Genomic DNA, 16,029 nt, shown 5'->3' with positions numbered 1-16,029 from the left:
TCCACCCGCCCCAGGGGGGTCGCTCGTGCGCCCCTTCACAAGCTCCGGGAGGGTGTGTGTTATCCTCCGCGACCCACGTGATCCACGTCATGGCGCGGAGGGGGAACCGGCGTGTAGGGCGAGGCGTTGTCAATGCCGCGTGAGCTGCCTCTCCGGGTGTGCGGCGGTGGGGTGAGGGGTCGGAAACACACCCCCCGAGCGTCTCCTCGAAACGTCCGCGCGCGCCTCTTTTGAACATGTTCACACAGGTGTCGGCCCCCCGGAAGGGTCAACCGGCCTTCATTCGTCCCTCACCAGGGCCGAATTCCTTGTGAAGAACTTCACGAACTTTCCCGACGGGGTCTCGCGGAGAACCGTTTCGGGCCACCGCGAGGGCCCCGGCGGGACGCTCATGCGTCATTCGGGCTGCTCAGCGGAGTGCCCTCAGAGGGTCCCCGGGGCCCCCGCCACCGACCACGCGATGCCGTCGAGGATGTCGTGCTCGCTCACCACGACCTCCCGGGCGCCGATCCGTTCCATGATCGACAGGAGGACGAGGGCGCCCGCCGCGATCACGTCCACGCGGCCCGGGTGCATCGAGGCGATCGCCGCGCGCTCGGCGTGGGTGGAGTGCAGCAGCCACTCGGTGATCTCGCGGACCTGGTCGTGGGAGACCCGCGAGTGGTGGATGGCCGCCGAGTCGTACGCGGGCAGCTCCTGCGCGATCGCGGAGACCGTCGTCACGGAGCCCGCGAGGCCGACCAGCGTGTGCGCCTCGCGCAGCGGGACCGTCTCCTCGGCGAGGTCCAGGGCCGCCTCGATGTCGGCGCGCATCGCCGCGATCTGCTCGGCGGCCGGCGGGTCGGTCACCTTCCCGTCCACGACCAGGTGACGCTCGGTCATCCGCACACAGCCGACGTCCACCGAGCGGGCCGCCCGTACGTGCTCCTCGCCCACCACGAACTCCGTGGAACCGCCGCCGATGTCCACCACCAGGTAGGGGCGGGTGAGGTCCGTACGGCCCTTGAGCTCCTTCGTGGCGCCCGTGAAGGAGAACTCGGCCTCCTGGTCACCGGTGATGACCTCGGGCTCGACGCCCAGGATGTCCAGCACGCCCCGCACGAACTCGTCGCGGTTCTCGGCGTCCCGGGAGGCGGAGGTCGCGACGAACCGCAGCCGCTCCGCGCCGAGCTCCTTGATCGCCACCGCGTACTCCCGGCACGCGGCGAAGGTCCGCTGCAGCGCCTCGGGGGCCAGCCGGCCGGTCCGGTCGACGCCCTGCCCGAGGCGGACGATCGTCATACGGCGGTCCAGCTCGACCAGTTCACCGGTCTCGGGGTCGGCATCGGCGACGAGGAGACGGATGGAGTTGGTACCGCAGTCGATGGCGGCGACGCGGATCATAGGGCGCCTTTCCAAACATACGTAAGCAGAATCAGCCCGTCCGGCGTTTGAGGACGAGGCCCGTTCAGGGCCGAAGCGGGGGTCCGGGGGCTGCCGCCCCCCGGGGACGGGACGGGAAGGGGCGGCGGGGGCGAGATCACTCGGCGGAATCACTCGGCGGGAACCACGCACGTCCCCTTGGCCCACCACTGCGGCAGCATGGCCAGCGCCTCGTCACCCAGCGGGTTCACGCCCGGCCCCGCCGCCAGCGAGTGCGCCACGAGCACGTGCAGGCACTTCACCCGGTCCGGCATCCCGCCCGCGCTCGGAAAGCCCTTCAGCTCCTCGATCTCGTCCCGCCGCCGGACGTAGTCCTCGTGCGCGGCACGGTAGGCGGCCGCGAGCTCCGGGTCGGTCCGGAGCCGCTCCGTCATCTCCTTCATCACGCCGTTCGCCTCGAGCGTGCCGATCGCGGAGTTCGCTTTCGGGCACGTCAGGTAGTACAGCGTCGGGAAGGGGGTGCCGTCGGGCAGCCGGGGCGCCGTCTCGACGACGTCCGGCTGACCGCACGGGCAGCGGTGCGCGATCGCGCGCAGTCCGCGCGGCGGACGGCCGAGCTGCTGCTTGAAGGCCTCGACGTCGGCGTCGGTGGGCTCGGTGCGCGGGGTGGTCGGCGGGGGCGTTTCCATGCTTCGGGGACTGTCTCTCTGTCGGTTCACTGGTCGGAGGCGTCGGACTTGTCGACCCCGTCCCAGACGTTCGAGTACCAGGGGCGGTCGGCCGCCCCGAGTGCGGCGCGGGCCTTCTTGACCGCGTCGGGGTCGATCACGATGAAGCCGGTCTCCCCCGGCATCACATAGTGCAGCCGCTCCCGGATCTGCTGCTCGGCGTACGCGTCGTCCTGCCAGCGTGCCTTGAGGTCGCGCAGTTGTTCCACCCGCCGGCTGGCCGCGGCCTTCTCGCGCTCCAGATCGGCGATGTCGGCGCGCTGGGAGACGTACTGCCGCATCGGGTAGGCGAGGGCGACGATCAGGGTGCACAGGACGAGCGCGAGCAGCGCGGCGCGGCCGGTGAGGCGGGAGCGGCGGGCCTGGCGCTTGGTCTGGGAGCGGTAGACGCGGGCCGCGGTCTGCTCGCCGAGCAGCCGCAGTCTGGTCGCGGTGGAGAAACGGTCCCGGTCCTTCACGGCCATCGGCTTCGCGCCTCCCCTTTTCACACACGCGCGCGTACGTCTCACACGCGTCACACGCGCGTACGTCCCCGCACACGGTACGGGACCGAGTACGGGGACGTACGTACGACTGGCTGTCGCCCGACCCGGGCGGGGTCAGCCCTTGGAGACCCCACCACGGAACCGCGGGAAGGCCGAGCGGCCGGCGTACACCGCGGCGTCGTCGAGGATCTCCTCGATGCGCAGCAGCTGGTTGTACTTGGCGACGCGCTCGGAGCGGGCCGGGGCGCCGGTCTTGATCTGGCCGCAGTTGGTGGCGACGGCGAGGTCGGCGATGGTGACGTCCTCGGTCTCGCCGGAGCGGTGGGACATCATGCACTTGAAGCCGTTGCGCTGGGCGAGCTCGACGGCGTCCAGGGTCTCGGTGAGCGAGCCGATCTGGTTCACCTTCACCAGCAGGGCGTTGGCGGTGCCCTCCTCGATGCCGCGGGCGAGGCGCTCGGGGTTGGTGACGAACAGGTCGTCGCCGACGAGCTGCACCTTGTCGCCGAGGCGGTCGGTGATGACCTTCCAGCCGGCCCAGTCGTCCTCGAACAGCGGGTCCTCGATGGAGACGAGCGGGTAGGCCGCGACGAGCTCCTCGTAGTACTCCGTCATCTCGGCGGCGGAGCGGTCCTTGCCCTCGAAGAGGTACTTGCCGTCCTTGTAGAACTCGGAGGCGGCGACGTCGAGGGCGAGGGCGATCTGCTCGCCGGGGACGTAACCGGCTTCCTTGATGGCCTCGAGGATGAGGTCGAGGGCCTCGCGGTTGGAGCCGAGGTTCGGGGCGAAGCCGCCCTCGTCGCCGAGGCCGGTGGACAGGCCCTTGGACTTCAGGACCTTCTTCAGGGTGTGGTAGACCTCGGTGCCCCAGCGCAGGGCCTCGGAGAAGGACTCCGCGCCGATCGGGGCGATCATGAACTCCTGGATGTCCACGTTGGAGTCCGCGTGCGAGCCGCCGTTCAGGATGTTCATCATCGGCACCGGCAGCAGGTGCGCGTTGGGGCCGCCCAGGTAGCGGAAGAGCGGGAGGTCGCTGGCCTCGGAGGCGGCGTGGGCGACGGCGAGCGAGACGCCGAGGATGGCGTTGGCGCCGAGGGAGCCCTTGTTGTCGGTGGCGTCCAGGTCGAACATGGCCTGGTCGATCAGGCGCTGTTCGGTGGCGTCGTAGCCGACGAGCTCCGGGCCGATCTGCTCGATGACGGCGAGGACGGCCTTCTCGACACCCTTGCCCTGGTAGCGGTTGGGGTCACCGTCGCGGAGCTCGATGGCCTCGAAGGCACCGGTGGAGGCGCCGGACGGGACGGCGGCACGACCCGTGCTGCCGTCGTCGAGGCCGACCTCGACCTCGACCGTGGGGTTGCCTCGGGAGTCCAGGATTTCCCGGGCTACGACGACGTCGATGGACGGCACGAGCATCTCCTTCTTGGGATGTGACGCTGGTTGTGCGGGGCACAGGGGCCTTGTCGGCCTTTGGTGAGCCTTGCGACTAGAGCCTATCCGCCCCGGGGCCGTCGGCAGCCGACCGACCGTCCCGTGGACAAACTGACCGTACACATTGTTCCCCATCGGAACAAAGAGCGGGTGGCGCGGAGGCGAACACACGGGCAAAGAAAACCCCGCCCCGGTGCGTACGGGGGAACACGCACCGGAGCGGGGAGCCCGTGGGGACGGGGGGTGACCCTCACGAGGCCTTCAGTGTGCGGGGCCACCTTGTGAGCGGCCTGTGGCCCCGCTGGGAAGCGGGTGTCACTTCAGGTGCAGCCGCTGGCCCGGGTAGATGAGGTCCGCGTCCTCGACGATGTCCTTGTTCAGCTGGAACAGCTTCTGCCAGCCGCCCTTGACCTTGTGCTTCTCGGCGATGGAGCTGAGGGTGTCGCCCTTGACGACCTTGTACTCGCCGTCACCCTTCTTGACCTTCTTGCCGGTCGGGGTGGTGACCGTCTTGGAGGCGGCCGGGCGCTCGGCGGAGCGGGAGGAGCTCTGCTGCTCGGTGGAGCGGGTGGTGGAGCTGCTCGAGCCGGAGCTGCCGGAGCTTCCGGAGCTCGACGAGGAGCCGGTGCCGCTGGAGCTGCCGCCGCCGTACGGCGTGTTGGACAGGCCGGTGCCGCAGACCGGCCAGGCGCCCTTGCCCTGGCCCGCGAGGACCTTCTCGGCGATGGTGATCTGCTGTTCCTTGCCGGCCAGGTCGGCGCGCGCGGCGTAGGCGGTGCCGCCGTACGCGGCCCAGGTGGAGGCGGAGAACTGCAGGCCGCCGTAGTAGCCGTTGCCCGTATTGATGGACCAGTTGCCGCCCGACTCGCACTGGGCGACCGCGTCCCACTCGGAGGCGGTGGCGGCGGAGGCGTTGCCGGCCGCGATCAGCGGGGCGGCGATGGCGACACCGGTGACGCCCGCGAGAGCGGCGACCCGGGTGGCCCTGGACGGACGACGGTGCTTGCCCTTGCCGGAAAACAGCATGGTTCATCCCCTCACCGACGCCTGCGAGGTGAGCTGTCGGGTTCGGGCCGGTTGAGTTGCCCGGCCGCGCACCTCACGGTGCGCGGCTACACCCCGAGCCGGTTCCGGCGGTCAACCGCCGGGCCCGGCACTTACCTTGGGTCCCCCGCTCCTGCCTACGGCGCTTGACGCGACGACTGTTCCCGGGCTGCCGCTGGCAGGATTCGGCGTTGCGGCGGCCGGGGCTCGGATTGCCGAGCGGTCCCGACCGTAGACACCCGAACCGGGGAATTTCAAAGACGATCACGACTTCTGAGACTCATCCCACACTTTCACCAAACCGGACATTCAGCGCGAAGCGGGGCATGAACTCCTAGGGTTTTTGGGGGTGTTCGCCCCGTGTTACACCGTCGTGTCGAGGGTCTGCCCGGGCATGATGTCGCTCGGATCGGCGCCGATGAGGTCCCTGTTCTCGGCGTAAAGGGCACGCCATCCGCCGTCGACACCAAGGGAGTCGGCGATGGAGCCGAGGGTGTCGCCCTCGCGGACGGTGTAGGTGGAGGCGGCATGCCGGCCGGAGGAGGCGGGCGAGGTGCCGCCCGAGGCGGCCTCGTCGGCGGTGGCGCCACGGTGACGGCCGGAGACGAGGGAGCCGGTGTCGACCAGACTCCAAGTTCCGGCATCCTGGACCGAATTGCCCGAGTCGTCCACTTCCGGAATGACCGTGGGCGAGCTGTCGGCTCCCTGCGTGCCACCCTCACCGTCGCCCGAAGTGCCGGACTTGCCGGAGTCGTTCGCCTTGGAGGAGGAACTGGACGAAGGGGACTCGGAGGGCGAAGCGGACGCATCGCCGGACGGAGTGGACGAGTCCTCGCCGGACTCGCCGGAATTGCCGGAGTCGGACTTCGACCCCTTGGACAGGTCGGACAATCCGGAAGACTCGGATGAATCGGATGAGTCGGACTCGTCGTCCGCCGTCCCGGTGCCCACACCCTCCGCGCCGATCAGCTTGGTGAGCCCGGACGTCAGCCCGCAGGTGCCGAAGGCGCCGACGTCCTCCGCGGCGAGGAGCTTCTGGGCCACGGCTATCTGCTGGTTGCGGCTGGCCAGGTCGGGGCGGCTCGCGTAGTCGAGGCCGCCGTACGTCTCCCACTCCTCCTGGCTGAGGCTCAGGCCGCCGAACTCGTCGTTGCCGTCGTAGGCGCTCCAGGACCCGCCGGTCTCGCACTGCGCCACCTTGTCCCACACCGTGCCGTCGGCGGCGCTCGCGCCGCCGGCGGCGAGCAGCGGGAGGGCGATGGCGGAGCCGGTCACTCCGGCCGCGACGAGGAGGGCCGGAGCCTGACGGGGGCGACGGTGACGACCGTTCCCGGAGAGCATGCGGGGGCCTTTCTCTGGACAGCAGTGACCTGGCGCGACGGGCGGTGCGAGCACACGCGGGTTCGCCGCACTGACGAACGAACGTATCGGCAGACGATCACTTGTCACAAGTTAATGCCGCGCAGATCACGTGAAGATCACAGACTTGAGGGTCGGTCACCTTTGCCCCGCCGGGCGGCCGCACCCTCGCTGACCTCAGGTCAGCTCTCTGTGCGGCATCGGACGGTCACGGACCGGTGCGAACTCCACGGGCAGGGTGCGCAGTCCGCGCATGATGAGCCCGCCGCGCCATCTCAGGTCGGCCGGGTCCGCGCCGAGTCGGAGGTCGGGGAGCCGGGTGAGGAGGGTGGCGAGGGCGGCCTGGCCCTCCAGCCGGGCGAGGGGGGCACCCAGGCAGTAGTGGATGCCGTGGCCGTAGCCGAGGTGCTGGTTGTCCCGGCGGGAGAGGTCGAGGGTGTCGGGGTCGGTGAAGCGGGCGGGGTCACGGTCGGCGGCGGCGAGGACGACGAGGACGGGGTCGCCGGGGGCGATGTCCTGCCCGCCGAGGGTGAGGGGCTCGGTGGCGAAGCGCCAGGTGGCGAGTTCCACGGGGCCGTCGAAGCGCAGGAGTTCCTCGACGCCGGTCTCCAGCAGGGTGCGCTCGCCCTTCGCCAGGGACCGCTGGAGCCGGTCGCGCTGCTCGGGGTGGGTGAGGAGGGCGTAGGTACCGTTGCCGATGAGGTTGACGGTGGTCTCGAAGCCGGCGAAGAGAAGGATGAACGCCATCGCGGCGGCCTCGTTCTCGGTGAGGTGCTCACCGTGGTCGGAGGCGCGGATGAGACCGGAGATGAGGTCCTCGCCCGGCGCGGGCCGGTCCGGGAGGCCCTCGCGCTTGCGGTGGATGAGGTCCAGCAGATAGCCGCGCATCTTCTTCACCGAGCGCGCGACACCGCCCCGGGGCCCTCCGCCGTGACGGATCATCATGCCCGCCCAGTCCCGGAAGTCGTCCTGGTCCTCGCGGGGCACGCCGAGGAGGTCGCAGATCGCGTAGATGGGGAGCGGGAACGCGAAGTCGTGGATCAGATCGGCCTCGCCCCGGCCGGCGAACCGGTCGATGAGGTCGTCGGTCAGCTCCTGCACCCGGGGCGCGAACTCGGCGACCCGGCGCGGGGTGAACGCCTTGCTGACGAGCCGCCGCAGCCGGGTGTGGTCCGGCGGGTCGATGTTCAGCAGATGCGTCATCAGCTCGGCCTTGCGCTCGCCCGGAATACCGGTCTTGCCCTTGGCGTGCTCGGGCTCGTCGTGATGCGCGGGGTTCTTGGAGAGCCGCTGGTCGGCGAGGGCCTGCTTCGCGTCGGCGTACCGGGTGACCAGCCAGGCCTCCACTCCGCTGGGCAGCCGGGTGCGGTGCACGGGGGCGTACTCGCGCAGCCAGGCGTAGGCGGGGTAGGGGTCGGTGGCGAACTCCCAGGTGAAGAGCTCGGGAGCCGGCGGGGCGGCGGTCGGGGGATGGGGCCGGCCGGTCACTGCTCTTTGTTTCCCGGCTTCCTGCTTCTCGTGTGCCGGCACTTCTACTTCTCCCGCTCCCGGATCGCGTCCCGGTAGACGCGGGCCGCCGCGCGCAGGGCCGCCTCCGGGTCGGTGCCCTCCGCCTCCGCCCGTGCCGCGAGGGCGAGCAGTTCGTAGCCGATGCCCTCGGCGGCGGGGAGGGGGACCTCGAGGCCGGCCGAGCGGACTCTGGAGGAGAGTTTCGCCGCCAGCGCCAGGCCGGGCTGGTGGAGGGGGATGCCGTCCGTGACGGACTCCCGCTGCTTCTCCACCGCCTTCGTGCGCAGCCAGTGTGCCTTGACCTCCTCCGGGGTGGTCGCCGTGGCGTCGCCGAAGACATGCGGGTGGCGGTGGACGAGCTTGGTGACGATGGTGGCGGCCACGTCGTCGATGGAGAAGGGGGCGTCCTCGTCCTCCTCCGCGATGCGGGCGTGGAAGACGACCTGGAGAAGGACGTCGCCCAGTTCCTCGCGGAGTTCGTCGCGGTCGCCGTCCTCGATGGCCTCGACGAGTTCGTAGGCCTCCTCGATGCCGTACTTCGCGAGACCCTTGTGGGTCTGCCGGGAGGACCAGGGGCACTCGCGGCGGATGCGGTCCATGACCTGGATCAGGTCGAGGAGGCGGGCGCCGGGCAGGTCGTAGGAGGCGGGGAGCAGTTCCAGCTCGGGCATCGCGACCCGGCCGGAGCCGGCCAGCCGGGCCAGGCCGTCCGTCAGGGCCGGTTCGCCCTCGCCGGTCGCGACGACCACGACCGTGCGTCCGCCGGCGCAGGCGGTGACCAGGGCCTCGGCGGTCGGGGAGGACTCCTCCACCCGTATCCCCGCCTCGCGCAGATACGGCAGCTGGGGGTGGGCACCGTCGGCGCACAGGACGCGGTCCGCGGTGCGCAGGGTCTGCCAGGCGGGCCAGGACAGCAGGCCGGGGGCCACCCGGTGGCTGGTGGTCAGCAGGACGACTCGGCCCGTCGTGGAGCCGGTGGGTGCGGTCACATCGTTCACACCCCGAACGTAACCCACGCCCGCCGGCCGCTCCGCTCAGTTGTCCACAGGCAGGGCAGCCGGTCATACCGTCACACGGGCATATGACCCTGAGGTCGTACTGTCACGTCGTCTGTGTGCTCGCCGCGGTGATCTCGCGGACCCACGGCGTCTTCGCGTCCACGCGGCTGACCGTCTTCACGTCCCAGCTGCCGTAGCGCGGGTTGAGGTCGATGCCGAGTTCCTTCGACGTCTTGGACAGGGCACTCCAGAAGGCGGGGTCGCTGGTGGTGGTACCGAGCTGCGCGGCGAGCTTCTGGGCCTGCAGCTGGAGGCGGAGGTTGGCGTCGAGGCGCTGCGGCGGGATGCCGTACTGCTGGAGCCAGGCCGTCTGAAGGCCCTGCGCGCCGCCCCACTGCTGCTCCAGGCCGGCCCGCGCCTGCTGGACCTCCAGGCGGCTGACGGTGAGGCCGGCGTCCTCGGCCGCGCGCTCCAGCACCTCGTCCAGGACCATGCCGTGCAGGGTGTCCCGGGTGAGGCTGCCGGTCTGGGCGACGACCTGGGCGTACTGGGCCTCGTCGGGGACGGCCGCCCGCTGGGCCTCGCGCACCTCGCTCACCCGGTTCTCGAGCTGCGAGACGGTGATCCGCTCACCGCCGACGACGGCCGCCGCGCCGGGATGCGCGTCGTTCCCGCAGGCGGTGAGGAGGGGGGCGGCCACGATCGCGGCGGACAGGAGGAACGCGGTGCGACGACGACGGCGGTGCAAGGGAACCTCCCGGTCGGAGATTGTGCGACGGTGCACAAAGTCTTGCGGTGATCGATGGTAGGCAGTGGGGCGCCTGTGGCCAACCCATTCGACCAACGATTCACCAGGACTTCCGGCACCGCCGCGCTCGGACACCGCCCGCTCGTCGGTGCGAGAGGTCAGCCGACGAGGGCGACCGGGGCGTCCCAGGCGTCCCGGTCCACGGTGATGGTGTGGCCGCCGCGGGTCTCCTTGCTGTTGACCATGTACTGGTGGCCGCGGCTGTGACCGGTGAACTGGGTGGAGCCCCACGGCCAGTCGGTGGTCGTGGTGTTCTTCTTGTCCCACAGCGCGTACCACAGGTTGCCCGGCAGGTCCGTCTTGTCGGTGGCGTTGGCGATCGCCTTGGCGCTGGAGCTGCTGAAGCCGTAGTAGCCGGCGCGGTAGGTCTTTGCGCGCAGGGTCCTGCTGAAGGAGCGGACGTACGCGAGGACCGCGTCGTTGCACGACTTGTTCGTGACGTCGTACGCCTCCATGTCGAGGTAGACCGGGCTGCCGGTCTTCATGCCGAGCGCGGAGGCCTTGGCGACGGCGTCCGCCGCGTCGGTGGCGCCGAGGGAGGTGGCCGTGGAGGCGGTGATCTTCTCGGGGCTGGAGCCGGTCTGGCAGGGCGGCTGGGCGCCGACGTAGAGCGGGATGAGCTTCCAGCCGAGGGAGTTGACGGACTTGACCCAGGAGGCGGTGAGGTTGGGCTGGTTGCAGCCGCGGTTCTTGCCGCCGACGTAGACGGCTGCGGCGCCGTAGAAGCCGTCGGTCTTCCATGCCTTCATCGCGGACAGGGAGGGCGCGGCGCAGGTGTCGAAGGCGCGGCCCGTGTAGGTCTTCTGGGCGGGCCAGGTGGTGGCCGCCATGGACTGCTGGGCGGCGATCCCGGCACCGGCGACGACGACGGCCCCGGCCACGCCCCACGTGATGTACCTGCGCTTCCTGGACTGCCGGTGCTCGGCCATCCCCACCCCACCCGTTCTGTCGGTCGATCGTCGATGCGTGCGTGCGAAACGGTTCGTACCGTAACGCGTCGGGAACCGTCGGCCATGACCTACCCTTGCCCTTTGATGACCTGGGGGCGGGATGAACATGGCGACGCCGATGACGCGTGCGGAGAGACGGCTCGAGGGCGGCTGGTTCCAGCGGCTGGCCTGGGCCGCCCTGGGGTGGTTCTCCCTGGGCCTGCTGGTGTGGGTGCCCTTCCTCTATGTGGCGCTGCGCCGCGGCCGCCCCTCCGACTGGGGCGCCTGCGCGTCCTTCGTGCTGTACGAGTGCGTGACGCTGCCGTGGGCGGCGAACTCGAACTCGAGCGAAGGCGACGGTGACCCGTTCCTGGGCGTCGCCTTCGTGGTGACCCTGGTGGTGGCGACCGCGCTGCTGGTCTTCTGGGTGTTCGACAAGAAGACCCCGACTTCACCGCCCATGCCGGTGTACGGCCGGCCGCCGTACGGCCGGCCGCAGGGGTATCCGTACGGCGGTTAGGGCGCTGTCAGTCCTGGCACTGGCTCAGCATCGTCGCCTTGTCCGCCGTCGTCACCGCGAGGTCGTACTTGAGGGCGACCTGTGCGAAGCGGATCGCGTAGGCGCACCTGATCTGCTTGTCGGGCGGCAGCCAGGACGCGGGTCCGGAGTCGCCCTTGGCCGAGTTGGCCCGGCCCTGGACCGGGATCAGATTGAGCACGTCGTTGGCGAGCTGCTCGCGCTTGCTCTCCGGCCAGCGCGACGACCCCATCTGCCAGCTGTACGACAGCGGCACCACGTGGTCTATCTGCACCTCGGAGGCCTGCTGCTTGCGCCACTCGATGGTCGTCCCGGTGTACGGGTCGTGCAGTGTCATGGCGATGACCACGCAGTCGGAGCCGGTTCGGAAACGAAGGTCCCGGCCATCGCGACGAAGGAGATCGTTCCGGGTGTCGCACCCGTTCCTCGCGAGCGGCACCCCGTCGGCCGTGTCCATCCACGCGTAGCCGAACTCGTCGCGGTCGTAACCCGTCTTCGGCCCCCGCCCCTTCACGGTCAGCTCCCCGATGAGACGGCGACCCGCCGCCTTGTCCGCGTCCGTCGTCACCGGCGCGAGCCCCGGCTTCGTACCGTCCGCGTTCTTGAGCGGACTGACCGCCCGCCCGTCCGTCGACCCCGAACCGGAGGCCGACCCGGATCCGAGGCCGCCGCCGACGGTCTGGTCGGTGCAGCCGGCCACCGTCGCGACGGTCACCGCGCTCATCAGCATGGCGACGGTCGCCGCCCCAACCCTCAGACGCATCCCGTGCGCCCCTCCCCTTGCCTGCCCGCTGCCACCCCGCACAGGGCGGTTTCCCCGGCGGACGTCGGTGCACACCGTACCGATGGGGCACTCGGCGGCATACAGGAGGTCCAGACCACCACCGCCCCAAGTGGGCATCTGCCGCATCCCGGGAATATCGTCGGTGGTGAGTCACCTCCGGAAGGAGCTCCGCATGGGCATCTTCGACAGGTTCAGGCACAACCGGGCTGCGCAGGGCAAGGCCAAGGACACGTCCGACGCGGCCGAGCGGAAGGTCAACGAGAGGACGGGCAACACGTACGAGAGTCAGGTCGACGAAGCCCAGCAGAGGATCGAGGGCTCACTCGGCATGGACCGCGAACGGCCCGACCGGCCCGAGGGGCATTGACCCGCGAGGCGATCACCCGAGGGCGATGACGCGACCGCCGGAGAGACCACGGAGGAACGTCCGGCCCGGGCGGCCGGACCCCGCACACCATCCGAATGAGAAGCCGTCCGCGCAGCCTCACCTCCCGCGGACGGCTTCCCGCACTACGACCCCAGCACCGATGCCAGGAACTCCCCCACCCAGCCCAGCAGTTCCCTGCCGACCAGCGGCTTGCCGCCGACCTTCGCCGTCTTCGGGCGGGGGACCAGGACCTGGTGGACGGCCGGCTTGATGACCGTGCCGGGGTACAGGCGCTTCAGACGGAGCTCCTGCGACTCACGCAACTCCACCGGAGCGAAGCGGATGTTGGTGCCCTGCAGGACGATCTCACCGACCCCGCACGCGCGTGCCAGCATGCGCAGACCCGCGACCAGGAGCAGGTTCTCCACCGGTTCGGGCAGCTTGCCGTAACGGTCGACGAGTTCCTCGCGTACGGCCTTGATGTCGTCCTCCGAGTTGACGGACGCGATGGCACGGTAGGCCTGCAGACGCAGCCGCTCGCCGGGGGCGTAGTCGTGCGGGACGTGCGCGTCGACCGGCAGCTCGATCTTGACCTCGAGCGGCGGCTCCTCCTCGATCTCCCCGGTCTCCAGCTGGCGCCGGTAGTCCGCGACCGCCTCACCGACCATCCGGACGTACAGGTCGAAGCCGACGCCCGCGATGTGCCCGGACTGCTCGCCGCCGAGCAGGTTTCCGGCCCCTCGGATCTCCAGGTCCTTCATCGCGACGTACATGCCCGCGCCCATCTCGGTGTGCTGGGCGATCGTCGCGAGCCGTTCGTGCGCGGTCTCCGTCAGGGGCTTCTCCGGCGGGTACAGGAAGTACGCGTACCCGCGCTCGCGGCCACGGCCGACCCGGCCGCGCAGCTGGTGCAGCTGGGAGAGGCCGAAGGTGTCGCCGCGCTCCACGATCAGGGTGTTGGCGTTGGAGATGTCGATGCCGGACTCGACGATCGTCGTCGAGACGAGCACGTCGAACTTCTTCTCCCAGAAGTCGACCACGACCTGTTCGAGGGCCGTCTCGGACATCTGGCCGTGAGCCGTGGCGATCCGCGCCTCGGGGACGAACTCGCGCAGCCGGGCCGCCGCACGGTCGATCGACTCGACCCGGTTGTGGATGTAGAAGACCTGGCCCTCGCGCAGCAGTTCACGCCGGACGGCGGCGCCGATCTGCTTCTCCTCGTACGGGCCGACGAAGGTGAGCACCGGGTGGCGCTCCTCCGGCGGGGTGGTGATCGTCGACATCTCACGGATGCCGGTGACCGCCATCTCCAGGGTGCGCGGGATCGGGGTCGCGGACATGGTCAGCACGTCGACGTTCGCACGGAGCTTCTTCAGCTGCTCCTTGTGCTCGACGCCGAAGCGCTGCTCCTCGTCGACGATGACCAGGCCGAGGTCCTTGAACTTCGTCTCCGAGGAGAACAGGCGGTGGGTGCCGATGACGACGTCCACCGAGCCCTCGCGCAGGCCCTCCAGGACGGCCTTCGCCTCGGCGTCGGTCTGGAAACGGGACAGCGCCCGGACGTTGACCGGGAACTGCGCGTACCGCTCGCTGAACGTGCCGAAGTGCTGCTGGACGAGCAGGGTCGTCGGGACGAGGACCGCGACCTGCTTGCCGTCCTGGACGGCCTTGAAGGCGGCGCGGACCGCGATCTCCGTCTTGCCGTAGCCGACGTCGCCGCAGATCAGGCGGTCCATGGGGACCGTCTTCTCCATGTCGTCCTTGACCTCGGCGATGGTGGTGAGCTGGTCGGGGGTCTCCGCGTACGGGAACGCGTCCTCCAGCTCGCGCTGCCACGGCGTGTCCGTGCCGAACGCGTGCCCGGGAGCCGCCATGCGCGCGGAGTACAGCTTGATCAGGTCGGCCGCGATCTCCTTGACGGCCTTCTTCGCGCGCGCCTTGGTCTTCGTCCAGTCGGCGCCGCCGAGCCGGTGCAGCGTGGGTGCCTCGCCGCCGACGTACTTGGTGATCTGCTCCAGCTGGTCGGTGGGGATGTACAGGCGGTCGCCGGGCTGGCCGCGCTTGGCGGGGGCGTACTCGACGACCAGGTACTCGCGCGTGGCGCCCTGCACGGTGCGCTGCACCATCTCGATGTAGCGGCCCACGCCGTGCTGCTCGTGGACGATGTAGTCGCCCGCCTCCAGGGTGAGCGGGTCGATCGTCTTGCGGCGGCGCGCTGGCATGCGCGCGCCGTCCTTGCCGGCCGCCTTCTGGCCCGACAGGTCGGTCTCCGTGAGGACGACCAGCTTCAGCGCCGCGTCCACGAAGCCGTACTCGATGGAGCCGCACGCCACATGGACGACGGAGGGGCTCAGCGCCGCGACGTCCGTGTCCAGGCGGGCGGCCACGCCCTCGCCGCCGAGGACCTCGACCGTGCGGGCCGCCGGGCCGTGGCCCTCGGTGACGAAGACGACCCGCCAGCCGTCGGCGAGCCAGCCCTTGGTGTCGGCGAGGGCCTTCGCGGTGTCGCCGCGGTACGTCTCGGGGGCGTGCATGCCGAGCTGGAGGGTGTCCGCCTCCAGTTCGAGGTCGGCGGCGAACGGCGACACCGACCACCACATCATGTCCAGCTCGCGTGCGCGGTCGCGGACGTCCGCGATCGACCACAGGGAGGCCGCGCCGACGTCGATGGGCGCCTCGCCGCCGCCGGCGGTGGCCGCCCAGGACGCCTGGAGGAACTCCTGCGAGGTCGCCACGAGGTCGGCGGCACGCGTGCGTACCCGCTCCGGGTCGCACACGACGGACATGGCGCCCTTCGGCAGGACGTCGATGAGCAGCTCCATGTCGTCGACGAGGACGGGGGCGAGGGACTCCATGCCCTCGACCGCGATGCCCTCGGCGATCTTGTGGAGCAGTTCGCCGAGTTCGGGGTGCTGTTCGGCGAGGGCACGCGCACGCGTGCGTACGTCGTCCGTCAGCAGCAGTTCACGGCAGGGCGGCGCCCACAGGCCGTGCTCGGCGACCTCCAGGGACCGCTGGTCGGCGACCTTGAAGTAGCGGATCTCCTCGACGTCGTCGCCCCAGAACTCGATGCGCAGGGGGTGTTCCTCGGTGGGCGGGAACACGTCCAGGATGCCGCCGCGTACGGCGAACTCGCCGCGCTTCTCGACGAGCTCCACGCGCGCGTAGGCGGCTGCGGCGAGGGATTCGACGGTCTGGTTCAGGTCGGCCTGCGAGCCGGTGCGCAGGGCCACCGGTTCCAGGTCGCCGAGGCCCTTGACCTGCGGCTGGAGGACCGAGCGGACCGGGGCCACGACGACCGAGACCGGGCCCGTCTCGGGGTCGTCGGGGCGGGGGTGCGCCAGGCGGCGCAGCACGGCGAGGCGGCGGCCCACGGTGTCGCTGCGGGGGCTGAGGCGTTCGTGCGGGAGCGTCTCCCAGGAGGGGTACTCGACGACCGTGTCGGGCGGGAGCAGGGAGCGCAGGGCCGCGGCCAGGTCCTCGGCCTCGCGGCCGGTGGCGGTGACCGCGAGGACCGTACGGCCGGTCTCACGGGCGAGGGCGGCGATGGCGAAGGGGCGGGCCGCCGGGGGGCCGACCAGGTCGATGTGCATGCGGTTGCCGTCTGCGGCCGCGGGGATCGCTTCGGCGAGGGCGGTGTCCAAGACGGCGGCGTCGAGCAGACCGTGCAGGCTCATTCGGGGCGGC

The 16,029-nt window shown here is 70.6% G+C and carries 14 protein-coding genes and 1 riboswitch; of the genes, 2 read left to right on the top strand and 12 right to left on the bottom strand.

Annotated elements, in window-relative coordinates; all coding sequences use genetic code 11:
• Positions 1 to 423: 423 nt before the first annotated feature.
• From ACLZN2_RS16240 to ACLZN2_RS16195, 10 genes are all read right to left on the bottom strand, one after another.
• Entirely contained in the window at positions 424 to 1,383 is a 960-nt protein-coding gene (locus ACLZN2_RS16240) for an exopolyphosphatase (protein ID WP_416979168.1), read from the bottom strand.
• Between the two features lie 149 nt (positions 1,384 to 1,532).
• Positions 1,533 to 2,051 carry a DUF501 domain-containing protein gene (locus tag ACLZN2_RS16235; protein ID WP_416979167.1) on the bottom strand — a complete coding sequence of 173 codons (519 nt, stop codon included), beginning with the start codon at positions 2,049 to 2,051 and terminating at the stop codon, positions 1,533 to 1,535.
• Between the two features lie 26 nt (positions 2,052 to 2,077).
• Positions 2,078 to 2,554: an FtsB family cell division protein gene (locus ACLZN2_RS16230; protein ID WP_416979166.1), complete on the bottom strand. Its 477-nt coding sequence runs from the start codon at positions 2,552 to 2,554 to the stop codon at positions 2,078 to 2,080.
• A gap of 135 nt (positions 2,555 to 2,689) precedes the next feature.
• Positions 2,690 to 3,991, bottom strand: coding sequence for a phosphopyruvate hydratase (eno, locus tag ACLZN2_RS16225; protein WP_416979165.1), 1,302 nt, complete (start codon positions 3,989 to 3,991; stop codon positions 2,690 to 2,692).
• 330 nt (positions 3,992 to 4,321) lie between these two features.
• Entirely contained in the window at positions 4,322 to 5,032 is a 711-nt protein-coding gene (locus ACLZN2_RS16220; protein WP_416979164.1) for a transglycosylase family protein, read from the bottom strand.
• A gap of 3 nt (positions 5,033 to 5,035) precedes the next feature.
• Positions 5,036 to 5,205: riboswitch (cyclic di-AMP (ydaO/yuaA leader) on the bottom strand.
• Between the two features lie 208 nt (positions 5,206 to 5,413).
• Entirely contained in the window at positions 5,414 to 6,391 is a 978-nt protein-coding gene (locus ACLZN2_RS16215; RefSeq protein ID WP_416979163.1) for a LysM peptidoglycan-binding domain-containing protein, read from the bottom strand.
• Positions 6,392 to 6,586: 195 nt separating this feature from the next.
• On the bottom strand, positions 6,587 to 7,897 hold the full coding sequence (locus ACLZN2_RS16210) for a cytochrome P450 family protein (protein ID WP_416979162.1): 1,311 nt from the start codon (positions 7,895 to 7,897) through the stop codon (positions 6,587 to 6,589).
• A gap of 44 nt (positions 7,898 to 7,941) precedes the next feature.
• Positions 7,942 to 8,916 carry a nucleoside triphosphate pyrophosphohydrolase gene (locus tag ACLZN2_RS16205; protein ID WP_416979161.1) on the bottom strand — a complete coding sequence of 325 codons (975 nt, stop codon included), beginning with the start codon at positions 8,914 to 8,916 and terminating at the stop codon, positions 7,942 to 7,944.
• Positions 8,917 to 9,019: 103 nt separating this feature from the next.
• Positions 9,020 to 9,664 (bottom strand): SurA N-terminal domain-containing protein, encoded by a 645-nt coding sequence (locus tag ACLZN2_RS16200; RefSeq protein ID WP_416979160.1) that lies wholly within the window; start codon positions 9,662 to 9,664, stop codon positions 9,020 to 9,022.
• A gap of 158 nt (positions 9,665 to 9,822) precedes the next feature.
• Positions 9,823 to 10,653: a glycoside hydrolase domain-containing protein gene (locus ACLZN2_RS16195; RefSeq protein WP_416979159.1), complete on the bottom strand. Its 831-nt coding sequence runs from the start codon at positions 10,651 to 10,653 to the stop codon at positions 9,823 to 9,825.
• 139 nt (positions 10,654 to 10,792) lie between these two features.
• On the opposite strand from ACLZN2_RS16195, the gene ACLZN2_RS16190 reads away from it, so the two are divergent.
• Complete coding sequence (locus ACLZN2_RS16190) at positions 10,793 to 11,173, top strand: hypothetical protein (protein ID WP_416979158.1); 381 nt, start codon at positions 10,793 to 10,795, stop codon at positions 11,171 to 11,173.
• A gap of 7 nt (positions 11,174 to 11,180) precedes the next feature.
• Here ACLZN2_RS16190 and ACLZN2_RS16185 read toward each other — a convergent pair whose 3' ends face one another.
• Entirely contained in the window at positions 11,181 to 11,954 is a 774-nt protein-coding gene (locus tag ACLZN2_RS16185; RefSeq protein ID WP_416979157.1) for an HNH endonuclease family protein, read from the bottom strand.
• A 193-nt stretch (positions 11,955 to 12,147) separates the two neighbouring features.
• Here ACLZN2_RS16185 and ACLZN2_RS16180 point away from each other — a divergent pair, with 193 nt between their 5' ends.
• Positions 12,148 to 12,342: an Rv0909 family putative TA system antitoxin gene (locus ACLZN2_RS16180; RefSeq protein WP_416979156.1), complete on the top strand. Its 195-nt coding sequence runs from the start codon at positions 12,148 to 12,150 to the stop codon at positions 12,340 to 12,342.
• Positions 12,343 to 12,485: 143 nt separating this feature from the next.
• Here the strand turns inward: ACLZN2_RS16180 and mfd are convergent, their stop codons facing one another.
• Positions 12,486 to 16,019 (bottom strand): transcription-repair coupling factor, encoded by a 3,534-nt coding sequence (gene mfd, locus ACLZN2_RS16175; RefSeq protein ID WP_416979155.1) that lies wholly within the window; start codon positions 16,017 to 16,019, stop codon positions 12,486 to 12,488.
• Positions 16,020 to 16,029 lie beyond the last annotated feature (10 nt).

It is taken from the genome of Streptomyces sp. T028 (genome assembly GCF_048159505.1).
GTDB lineage: Bacteria > Actinomycetota > Actinomycetes > Streptomycetales > Streptomycetaceae > Streptomyces.
This window is presented reverse-complemented; position numbering and strand designations above follow the sequence as displayed.

Coding starts and splice junctions, on each gene's coding strand:
- ACLZN2_RS16240 (WP_416979168.1), bottom strand. CDS start 1,383: ATGATCCGCGTCGCCGCCATCGACTGCGGTACCAACTCCATCCGTCTC.
- ACLZN2_RS16235 (WP_416979167.1), bottom strand. CDS start 2,051: ATGGAAACGCCCCCGCCGACCACCCCGCGCACCGAGCCCACCGACGCC.
- ACLZN2_RS16230 (WP_416979166.1), bottom strand. CDS start 2,554: ATGGCCGTGAAGGACCGGGACCGTTTCTCCACCGCGACCAGACTGCGG.
- eno (WP_416979165.1), bottom strand. CDS start 3,991: ATGCTCGTGCCGTCCATCGACGTCGTCGTAGCCCGGGAAATCCTGGAC.
- ACLZN2_RS16220 (WP_416979164.1), bottom strand. CDS start 5,032: ATGCTGTTTTCCGGCAAGGGCAAGCACCGTCGTCCGTCCAGGGCCACC.
- ACLZN2_RS16215 (WP_416979163.1), bottom strand. CDS start 6,391: ATGCTCTCCGGGAACGGTCGTCACCGTCGCCCCCGTCAGGCTCCGGCC.
- ACLZN2_RS16195 (WP_416979159.1), bottom strand. CDS start 10,653: ATGGCCGAGCACCGGCAGTCCAGGAAGCGCAGGTACATCACGTGGGGC.
- ACLZN2_RS16190 (WP_416979158.1), top strand. CDS start 10,793: ATGACGCGTGCGGAGAGACGGCTCGAGGGCGGCTGGTTCCAGCGGCTG.
- ACLZN2_RS16185 (WP_416979157.1), bottom strand. CDS start 11,954: ATGCGTCTGAGGGTTGGGGCGGCGACCGTCGCCATGCTGATGAGCGCG.
- ACLZN2_RS16180 (WP_416979156.1), top strand. CDS start 12,148: ATGGGCATCTTCGACAGGTTCAGGCACAACCGGGCTGCGCAGGGCAAG.
- mfd (WP_416979155.1), bottom strand. CDS start 16,019: ATGAGCCTGCACGGTCTGCTCGACGCCGCCGTCTTGGACACCGCCCTC.